General features: G+C 68.5%; 9 protein-coding genes and 1 pseudogene. 7 read left to right on the top strand and 3 right to left on the bottom strand.

Translation table 11 applies throughout. From position 1 onward, the window contains the following. Together G3N99_RS28665 and G3N99_RS28660 are read right to left on the bottom strand one after the other, a co-directional pair. Positions 1-354, bottom strand: a pseudogene (locus tag G3N99_RS28665) (3-deoxy-D-arabino-heptulosonate 7-phosphate synthase); the annotation flags it as partial. Positions 355-493: 139 nt separating this feature from the next. Then, positions 494-1,204, bottom strand: coding sequence for a GNAT family N-acetyltransferase (locus G3N99_RS28660; protein WP_206124070.1), 711 nt, complete (start codon positions 1,202-1,204; stop codon positions 494-496). 85 nt (positions 1,205-1,289) lie between these two features. On the opposite strand from G3N99_RS28660, the gene G3N99_RS28655 reads away from it, so the two are divergent. Next, entirely contained in the window at positions 1,290-2,195 is a 906-nt protein-coding gene (locus G3N99_RS28655) for an EamA family transporter (protein ID WP_241011901.1), read from the top strand. Positions 2,196-2,329: 134 nt separating this feature from the next. Here G3N99_RS28655 and G3N99_RS28650 read toward each other — a convergent pair whose 3' ends face one another. Further along, on the bottom strand, positions 2,330-3,091 hold the full coding sequence (locus G3N99_RS28650; RefSeq protein ID WP_174932665.1) for a fumarylacetoacetate hydrolase family protein: 762 nt from the start codon (positions 3,089-3,091) through the stop codon (positions 2,330-2,332). A 376-nt stretch (positions 3,092-3,467) separates the two neighbouring features. Between G3N99_RS28650 and G3N99_RS28645 the strand changes: the two genes are divergently transcribed. The 6 genes from G3N99_RS28645 to G3N99_RS28620 form a co-directional block, all read left to right on the top strand. Continuing rightward, positions 3,468-4,703: an ABC transporter substrate-binding protein gene (locus tag G3N99_RS28645; protein WP_206124068.1), complete on the top strand. Its 1,236-nt coding sequence runs from the start codon at positions 3,468-3,470 to the stop codon at positions 4,701-4,703. Positions 4,704-4,773: 70 nt separating this feature from the next. Next, a complete protein-coding gene (locus tag G3N99_RS28640) occupies positions 4,774-5,643 on the top strand; it encodes a sugar ABC transporter permease (RefSeq protein ID WP_011349624.1) in 870 nt (289 codons plus the stop codon). Then, entirely contained in the window at positions 5,640-6,542 is a 903-nt protein-coding gene (locus G3N99_RS28635; protein WP_206124067.1) for a carbohydrate ABC transporter permease, read from the top strand. The genes G3N99_RS28640 and G3N99_RS28635 overlap by 4 nt, the downstream gene beginning before the upstream one ends. Positions 6,543-6,546: 4 nt before the next feature. Continuing rightward, a complete protein-coding gene (locus G3N99_RS28630; RefSeq protein ID WP_174932672.1) occupies positions 6,547-7,335 on the top strand; it encodes an SDR family oxidoreductase in 789 nt (262 codons plus the stop codon). After that, the gene (dgoD, locus tag G3N99_RS28625; protein WP_206124066.1) at positions 7,332-8,477 is read left to right on the top strand and encodes a galactonate dehydratase; all 1,146 of its coding nucleotides are present in this window, start codon (positions 7,332-7,334) and stop codon (positions 8,475-8,477) included. The genes G3N99_RS28630 and dgoD overlap by 4 nt, the downstream gene beginning before the upstream one ends. 31 nt (positions 8,478-8,508) lie before the next feature. Next, positions 8,509-9,024, top strand: a 516-nt coding sequence (locus tag G3N99_RS28620) for an ATP-binding cassette domain-containing protein (protein ID WP_206124065.1), incomplete at its 3' end; no start/stop codon positions are given.

Here is a 9,024-nt window from a genome sequence, read left to right as displayed (position 1 = left end):
GTGCAGCGCGCGCCGGTCCTGCTCGGCGTGCGCGGACAACGACGCGTATTCGCGCACGCTCGGCGCATCGTGCCGCAGCACCGCCGCCTGAAAGGCGGGATCGCCGGCGTGCGTATCCATTGCATCGCGGATCATCTGCGCGAGCGCGTCGATGAAGCGCTGCCGCAGTGCCGCGTCGGGCGTCTGTCCGTCGCTGCGCAGTCGGCGCGCTTCCTCGATCACGATCGCGAGCGTGGCGGCCGGGTTCGCGGCGTCGGCCGGCGACAGCGCGCTGTCGAGCGGCGGCAGCCGGTAGCGGCGCACGACGGTGCGCAGGGTTTCGTCGAGCAGGGCGGGAAGCGGTGTCAGCGACATGTTCGGTATCGGCGTGAACGCGGTGCGCGTGCCCGGGGGCCGGGCTTGCGCGCGCGATGATGTGCAACGTTATCACGCCGGGACGGGCCGGATACGGCGCATGTCGTTGCGAAGGGGCTTGATGCCGGGGCACACGGCGTCAGTCGCGCGCCATGTTCCTGGTCAGCGTCTCGATGGTCAGGGTTTCGTCTCGCGGCCTGCCGACGCCCGCGTCGAACGGGTAGCCCGACCGTTCGCCCGTTCGCGTGTAGCCGCGGCGCAAGTAGAAGTCGATCAGTTCGTGGCGCGCAGACAGCACGACCATCACGGCTGTTTCGCTCTTCCAGCGGCGAACGGCGAATTGCTCGGCTTCGGTCAGCAATGCCTTTCCGAGCCCGCGGTCCTGCATCGACGGCGCGACGGCCAACGTACCGATATAGGCCGCGTCTCCGTCTTTCCTGACTTCGATGCAGCCGGCAATGCCGCCGTCGATCTCGGCGACGAGCAGGACGGTGTCCGCTGCCCGCAGCGTCGCGGTGAGCTGTGACGACGTGATTCGCGGGCCTTCGACTAATGCTGCTTCATGTGTCCATCCGGCGGCAGCCGTCGTCGGGCGGTACGCAGCGTTGACCAGTTCGACGAGGGCCGCGACGTCCTGCTCGTTCGCTACCCGGTAGCTGGCGGCGCGCTGGGTCGCGCCTGTCGTTTCATTCATGGAAGCCCTCGATGTCCGTTGCCGCGGTTGATCCTGAACGTCATGTCGCCCAAGGATAGACGAACGTCGGTCGGCACCGGTATCGACCTGGCCGATCAACCGGCAATCCACATTTCGCGTCGCGCTGAAGCGTTTGCGCCAGGCCGCCGGCATCATCTGCTGGCGTGGCCCGTGCCGAACGGGCCGATTCCAACCTCGTCATGGCCTGCGAACACGCCTCCCCGACATGCAGCAGCCCGTCATGCCCCGCCACCCGCCCGCCGTCGCGGACCTGCTCCTGCTCCTCGCGCTCTCGACGTTGTGGGGCGCGTCCTACACGTTCATCCGGATCGGCGTCGAGACGATTCCGCCGCTGACGCTGATCGCCGCGCGAACCTTGATCGCGGGATCGGTGCTGCTGCTGTGGATGCGCATCCGGCGCATTCCGATGCCGCGCGACCTTGCGGTCTGGCGGCGCTTCTTCGTCCAGGCGCTGTTGAACAGCGTCGTGCCGTTCACGCTGATCGCATGGGCCGAGTGTTCGGTCGAAGCCGGCCTTGCGACGATCCTCAATTCCGCGTCACCCGTGCTCGCGTTCGCGGGCACCTGGCTGATCACCCGCCATGAGCCGCTGACGCCGCGGAAGCTGTTCGGCGTCGTCGCAGGGCTCGTCGGCATCTCGCTGGTGGTCGGCGTCAGCGCGTTCGACGGACTCGGGCGGCAACTCGTGCCGCAACTGGCGATCGTCGCGGCGACCGTCTGCTATGCGGGCGCCGCGATCTACGGGCGGGCCTTCAACGGGATGTCGCCGGCAGCGCCCGCTGCGGGCTCGCTCATCGTCGGCGCGGTCGTGCTGGTGCCGGCCAGCATCGTCGTCGATCGTCCGTGGACGCTTCATCCGTCGCCGCCGTCGCTGATCGCGTTGGCGGCGCTCGCGGTGTTCTCGACCGCGCTCGCGCTCGTCATCTACTTCCGGCTCGTGCAATCGCTCGGGTCGGTCGGCACGACGGCGCAGGCCTATCTGCGCGTGCCGATCGGCGTCGGCATCAGCATGGCGCTGCTCGGGGAGTCGCTGTCGGCATCGGCGTGGGTGGGACTCGGATGCGTCGTCGCAGGCGTGGCCGCGATGACGCTGCCGTCACGACGGCGCGGGCAGCACCGCTCCTGATGTTGGTCACGCAACACGCCACGCATCGATCGTCGCCGTTACGCAGCGACCAGCGACCAGCGACCAGCGACCAGCGACCAGCGACCAGCGACCAGCGGCTCGGCCTGCATCGCCGTGCCCAAGTGCCACGCCCATCACGCCGTCAACGTCACCGACAGGCTGCCGAGTTCGCCGAAGCGCACCGTCAGCGCATCGCCGAGCGGCACGTCGATCGCGCCCGCATACGAACCGGTCGTCACGATCTGTCCGGCGCGTACCGGATCGCCGCGCGACGCGAGGAAATTGACGAGCCACACCAGCGGTTTCAGCGGATCGCCGTCCGGATGGCGGCCGTCGATCGCGCGGTTCAGCGCGCCTTCGAACGACAGCGCCAGCGTTTCGAGCGGCACGTTCAACCCGTCGGGCACGACCGGGCCGACACACAGCCCCTGGTTGAATTGCCCGTCGGCCAGCAGCTCGAACTTCGACGCGCGCGTGGGCTCCGCATAGCGGCAGCCGAGCACTTCGAGCACGATGCGCACTTCGCGGATCGCGTCGCGCACGTCCTGTTCGTCGTACGGCTGATCGCGCGCGGGCAGGTCGCGATCGAGCACGAACGCGATTTCCGGCTCGATCCGCACGATCGGCCCGCCGACGACGCGGTACGGTGCGTCGGCCTCGCGGATCGTCGACGCGAAGATCGGCGCGAGGATCACGCGGTCGGGCGGCGGCAGCGCGCATTTCCAGCCGCCGACGGGTTCGCCGAGCAGGTCGGCCACGCGCTGCTGGATGGCGAGGGCGGTCTCGACGTTTTCGGGACGCAGCGCATCGGGCAGCAGCGGGCCGGGCGAGCCGGCATGGCGGGCAGCGACGAGATGCTGGGCGGCGCCGTCCACGCGTTCGGTAGTCGTTGTCATGTCGGTTGAGCGAGTTGAAAGTGGGCCGGCAAATAAGGGCCGGACGAAAGTCGCATAGTCGATGATAGCGCCTTCGGCACGATGACCGCTCGATCCGGTTGCGAACGGGCGGCGCGCAACCGCCGCGACACGCCCTCGGGATATCCCCTAGACGATCGGCTCGCCCCGGCGCTTGCACGCCGGACGGGTTGTGCGACACAATAGGGAAAGCGCTTTCCCAAATGAATCGGACGACGGGGAAACGCGGGATTCCTGTGCGACGGATCGCGGCTGCATCGCCTGCCGCACGCCATTGGCCTTGCACTACCGGCCGTGCGTCACTCGCCGTGCACCACTGGCCGCGCGCAACGATTCAACAACAACGTGGAGACAGCAGATGTTCAACAGGCTTCGGGCGGCAACTTTCGCAGTCCTTTCAGTGCTGGCGGCGCAGGTGTGCGCCGCGCCGGTCACGCTCGACGTGACGGGCTGGAAGGGCGGCGGCGCCGAGCCCGCCAACATGGCGGCGCTGATCGCAAAGTTCGAGAAGGAAAATCCCGACATCAAGGTCAAGTTCGAGTACATGTCGCGCAACGACACGACGACGGTCGTGTCGTCGCGGCTGCAGGGCGGCAACGGCCCCGACGTGCTGATGGTCGACCGCGAGCTGATGCGGCAATGGCAGGGCGCGCATCAGTTGCTGGATCTGAGCGGCGAGAAGTGGGTGCCGACGATCTGGCGCGGCGTGCGCACCCACACGCAGATCGCCGGCAAGACCTACATGCTGCCGATGGAGCTGGTCGGCATCGGCCTGTTCGCGAACCTCGACCTGTTCAAGCGCGCGGGCATCGCGACGGTGCCGACCGACGTCGACCAGTTGAAGGCCGCGTGCGGGAAGCTCGCGGCGGCCGGCATCACGCCGATGCTGCTGCCCGCGAAGGAGGGTTGGGCGCCCGCGGCGCTCGTGATCGCGTCCGGGCTGGCAGCCGGCAGCGGTGACGCGGATGCGCGCGCCGAATCGTTCGTCGGCGCGGGCAGCGCGCGCTTCGCGGCCGACCCGGCGTTCAAGCAGTCGATGGCCGCGCTGAAGGTGCTCGCGGACGCGAAGTGCTTCGTGCCGCGCCTGAACAATGGCGTGAGCGCGTGGAGCACGGGGCTCACCGAATTCCAGGCGGGCCGCGTGGCGATGATGCCGCAGGGCGCATGGAACATCGCGAAGTTCAGCGCGACGAAGGGGCTGTCGTTCCAGTTCGCGCCGCTGCCGGCGCTCGTGCCCGGCAACGGGCCGGTCGCGCTCGACATGCTCGGCACCGCATGGGCGATCAACGCGGCGTCGCACCAGGCCGACGCCGCGAAGAAGTGGCTGGCGTTCTGGGCGCGCCCCGACAACGATCGCCAGTTCCTCGACGCGGAAGCCGGGTTCAGCCCGTTCGAGGGCGGCACCGACGCGATGCCGCCGCAGGCGCAGCCGTATGCGGCCGCGCAGAAGAACGGGCACGTCGTGCTGTATCCGAAGGGGGTGTGGACCGGCACGCTGTTCACGGCGATCTGGAATTCGATGTCCGCGTATTTCCTCGACATCGGGCAGGACCCGGCGAAGCTGCTCGCCCGTTGGGATGCGGCTGCACGATGAACCGCCTGTCCGCTGACATTTCCCGCGCCGCGCGATCGTGCGTGGCGCGGTTCGACGAAGGAGGCGCGCGATGAAGCGCAACCGGACCTTGCTGTGGTGCGCCGTTCCGGCGCTCGCGCTGTACGCGCTGCTGAGCCTGTATCCGCTGTTCAAGGCCGCGCGGATGAGCCTGACGGATTTCTCCGGCGTGGGCGATGCGCACTGGATCGGGCTCGCGAACTACGCGGCGGCGTTTCGCGATCCCGCGAGCCTGCATACGCTCGTCGTCACGTTCGCGTATGCGGCGATCGTCGTGATCGTGCAGAACGGGCTCGGGCTGCTGTTCGCCGCGCTGCTGTTCTCGCTGCCGCGGCTGCGCGGCGCGCTGCGCGTCGGGCTGCTGGTGCCGAGCATGTTCTCGGCGGTGATCGCCGGGTTCGTGTGGGAGTACTTGTACTCGCCGCTCGGCGGCGGGATCAACGAGCTGCTGCACCTCGTGCATCTCGACGCGCTGCAGCAGGTGTGGCTCGGCGATCCGTCAGTCACGCTGCCGGCCGTCACGGCTGTGCACGTGTGGATGTACGTCGGCTATTCGACGGCGATCTTCCTGGCCGGCTACCTGAACATTCCGTCCGAACTGCACGATGCGGCGAAGCTCGACGGCGCGAACGCGTGGGTGCGTTTCACGCGCATCGACCTGCCGCTGCTCGCACCGGCATTCACCGTGAACATCACGCTGAGCACGATCGGCACGCTGAAGACCTTCGAGCTGCCGCTCGTGCTGACCAACGGCGGGCCGGACGGCGCGACGACCACGCTCGGGCTGCAGATCTTCCACAGCCTGTTCAACGACTACAAGTTCGGCTTCGCGAGCGCGCTGTCGATGATCATGCTCGCGATCGTCGTGGTGGTCGCCACCACGCAGAACACGATCCTGCGCCGCCGGGAGGACAACCTGTGAACGTCATCCGTCAACGCTTCCATGCGGACCAGCCGTCCGCCGGCACGTCGGGCGGCGGGCTGCGCACGAGTGCGCTGCTGCGCCGCGTGCCGGCGTTCGCGCGGCTCGTCGCCGCGATCGCGATCGTCGCGATCGTGCTGCTGCCGACGATCTACATGGTGCTGATGTCGCTGCGCACCGGCGACGACATCATCGCGCGCCCGCTCGGGCTGCCGGACCACGTGTTCTTCGGCAACTACGCGGCCGTGTTCACGCAGATGAACTACTGGCGCAGCGTCGCGAACACGATCGGCATCACGCTCGCGGTCACGTTTCTCGTCGCGTTGCTGTCGTCGCTCGCGGCGTATCCGCTGGCCCGCGTGAAGGGCCGGCTGTCGAACGCGGTCTACATCGTGCTGACGCTCGGCCTGACGATCCCGATGTTCGTCAGCCTGACACCGCTGTACGTGCTGTTCCGCGACCTGCACCTGCTCAACACGTATCTCGGCGTCGTGCTCGCGTACACCGTGCAGAGCCTGCCGCTCGGCGTGTTCTTCTACACGAGCTTCCTGAAGCGGATTCCGCTCGAACTCGAGGAAGCCGCGGTGATGGACGGCTGCAGCCCGCTGCAGGTGTACTGGTACATCGTGCTGCCGCTGCTGCGGCCGATCACCGGCACGCTCGCGATGTTCGTCACGCTGTCGGTGTGGAACGACCTCGTCTATCCGCTGCTGTTCCTGACCGACTCGTCGAAGTTCACGATCACGGTCGCGGTGTTCCGCTTCATCGGCACCAACGACATCGATCCGACCAAGCTGTTCCCGGCCGCCGTGATGGGCACGCTGCCGCTGCTCGTGCTGTTCTTCATTCTCCAGCGCAGGATCGTCGCGGGCATCACGGCCGGCGCGGTCAAGGGGTAAAGCCATGATGAATCCATTCGAATCGCTCGACGGCCGCGTGATCGTCGTCACCGGCGGCGGCGACGGCATCGGCCTCGGCATCGTCGAAGTGCTCGCGCAATGCGGCGCGCAGGTCGTCGTCGCGGAGAAGAACGCCGCGCGTGCCGACGCCGTGCGCGAACGGCTCGGCGGGCGCGATGCGCTGTTCGTCGAGACCGACGTCGCCGAACCGGCGAGCGTCACTGCGTTGTTCGAGCGCGTGGACGCGCATCACGGCCGGCTCGACGGGCTCGTGAACAACGCGGGCATCACGCTGCACGGCCCGTTCGACGCGTTCTCGCTCGACGACTGCGACCGCCTGTACCGCACCAACCTGCGCTCGATGTTCCAGTGCGCGCAGCTCGCGGCGCCGCGCATCGCCCGCGCGGGCGGCGGCGCGATCGTCAACATCGCGTCGAATCATGCGGGCGCGAGCGTGCCGGGCTTCGAGATGTACGCGGCGACCAAGGGCGGCATCGTCGCGATGTCGCGCGCGATGGCGACGAGCCTCGCGCCGCAGCGCATCCGCGTGAATACGCTGAGCCCCGGCTTCACGCTGAACGCGCCGATCGGCGCGGCACTCGAGCGTGATCCCGCGCTGCTCGACGCCTATCGCGCGCTGCATCCCGCGCAGCGCATCAACGAACCGGCCGATATCGGCCGGATCGCCGCGTTCCTGCTGTCGGACGCGGCGGCCGGCATCGCCGGCGCGGATCTCGTCGCCGACAACGGCATGTCGGCACTGCTGTTCAACCGCACCCGTTCCTCCACATGAAGATCACCGAAATCGAAACATTCGCGGTCGCACCGCGCTGGCAGTTCGTGAAGGTCAGCACCGACGAGGGCCTGGCCGGTTGGGGCGAGCCGATCGTCGAAGGGCGCGCGGCCACCACGGCCGCCGCCGTGCACGAACTCGCCGACTACCTGATCGGCCGCGACCCGCGGCATATCGAGGACCTGTTCCAGGTCATGTATCGCGGCGGTTTCTATCGCGGCGGCCCGATCCTGACGAGCGCGATCTCGGGCATCGAGCAGGCGCTGTGGGACATCAAGGCGCGTGCGCTCGGCGTCCCCGTCTACGACCTGCTCGGCGGCCCGGTGCGCGACAAGGCGCGCGTCTATGCGCACGTGAAGGGCGACACGCCGGAGGAGATGGCCGCGAACGCGCGGCAGCTCGTCGAGGCCGGCTATACCGCGCTGAAGATGGGCGTGGTCAACGCGACCGACTGGATCGAGTCGCCGGCGGCGATCGACCGCGCGGTGGCGCGCTTCGGTACGGTGCGTGATGCGATCGGCAGGGAGGTCGGGCTCGGCATCGACTTCCACGGCCGCGTGCGCCGCCCGGTCGCGAAGGCGCTCGCCAGGGCGCTCGCGCCGTTCGACCCGATGTTCTACGAGGAACTGCTGCTGCCCGAGCACAACGACGCGCTGCGCGAAGTCGCGCGCGACTGCGCGGTGCCGCTCGCGACCGGCGAACGGCTGTTCACGCGCTGGCAGTTCAAGGAGCTGCTGCAGGAAGGCGTCGTCGACATCGTGCAGCCCGACGTGAGCCACACGGGCGGGATCTGGGAGCTGCGCAAGATCGCCGCGATGGCCGAGGCGTACGACGTCGCGGTCGCGCCGCATTGCCCGCTTGGGCCCCTGACGCTCGCGGCGTCGTTGCAGATCGATTTCTGTACGCCGAACGCGTTCATCCAGGAGCAGTCGACCAATGTGGCCTATCACGACGACAACGCGATGTACGCGTACACGCGGGGCATCCCGTTCGCGTTCGACGCAGGCTACGTCGCGCGCCCGGATGCGCCGGGGCTCGGCGTCGAGATCGACGAGGAGAAGGTGAGGGAAGCCGCCGCGACCGGGCACCGCTGGCGCAACCCGGTGTGGCGTCGCGAGGATGGCTCGGTCGCCGAATGGTGAGCGGCAGCAACGGACGAGGAGAAAGGCAATCATGGCAAGTGTGTCGCTCAAGCAGATCCACAAGCGCTACGACGACGGCGCGGACGTGATCAAGGACGTCAGCCTCGACATCGAGGATGGCGAATTCATGGTGTTCGTCGGCCCGTCGGGCTGCGGCAAGTCGACGATGTTGCGGATGCTGGCGGGGCTCGAGGAGATCACGTCGGGCGACCTGCTGATCGACGGCCGCCGCGTCAACGACGTGCCGGCCGCGAAACGCGGGCTCGCGATGGTGTTCCAGAACTACGCGCTGTATCCGCACATGACGGTGTTCGAGAACATGGCGTTCGGGCTGAAGCTCGCGGGCGTCGACGCCGCCGAGACGCGCACGCGCGTCGGGCAGGCGGCCGAAGCGCTGCGGCTGTCCGCGCTGCTCGACCGCAAGCCGAAGGCGCTGTCGGGCGGCCAGCGGCAGCGCGTCGCGATCGGCCGCGCGATCGTGCGCAAGCCGGGCGTGTTCCTGTTCGACGAACCGTTGTCGAACCTCGACGCGGCGCTGCGCGGCGGG

Source organism: Burkholderia sp. Ac-20392 (assembly GCF_017104585.1).
Taxonomy (GTDB): Bacteria; Pseudomonadota; Gammaproteobacteria; order Burkholderiales; family Burkholderiaceae; genus Burkholderia; species Burkholderia lata.
This window is presented reverse-complemented; position numbering and strand designations above follow the sequence as displayed.

What these genes read in the sequence shown, in the direction of transcription:
- G3N99_RS28660 (WP_206124070.1), bottom strand. Translation starts at nt 1,204, where the DNA reads ATGATGCCGGCGGCCTGGCGCAAACGCTTCAGCGCGACGCGAAATGTG.
- G3N99_RS28630 (WP_174932672.1), top strand. Translation starts at nt 6,547, where the DNA reads ATGATGAATCCATTCGAATCGCTCGACGGCCGCGTGATCGTCGTCACC.
- G3N99_RS28640 (WP_011349624.1), top strand. Translation starts at nt 4,774, where the DNA reads ATGAAGCGCAACCGGACCTTGCTGTGGTGCGCCGTTCCGGCGCTCGCG.
- G3N99_RS28650 (WP_174932665.1), bottom strand. Translation starts at nt 3,091, where the DNA reads ATGACAACGACTACCGAACGCGTGGACGGCGCCGCCCAGCATCTCGTC.
- G3N99_RS28655 (WP_241011901.1), top strand. Translation starts at nt 1,290, where the DNA reads ATGCCCCGCCACCCGCCCGCCGTCGCGGACCTGCTCCTGCTCCTCGCG.
- dgoD (WP_206124066.1), top strand. Translation starts at nt 7,332, where the DNA reads ATGAAGATCACCGAAATCGAAACATTCGCGGTCGCACCGCGCTGGCAG.
- G3N99_RS28645 (WP_206124068.1), top strand. Translation starts at nt 3,468, where the DNA reads ATGTTCAACAGGCTTCGGGCGGCAACTTTCGCAGTCCTTTCAGTGCTG.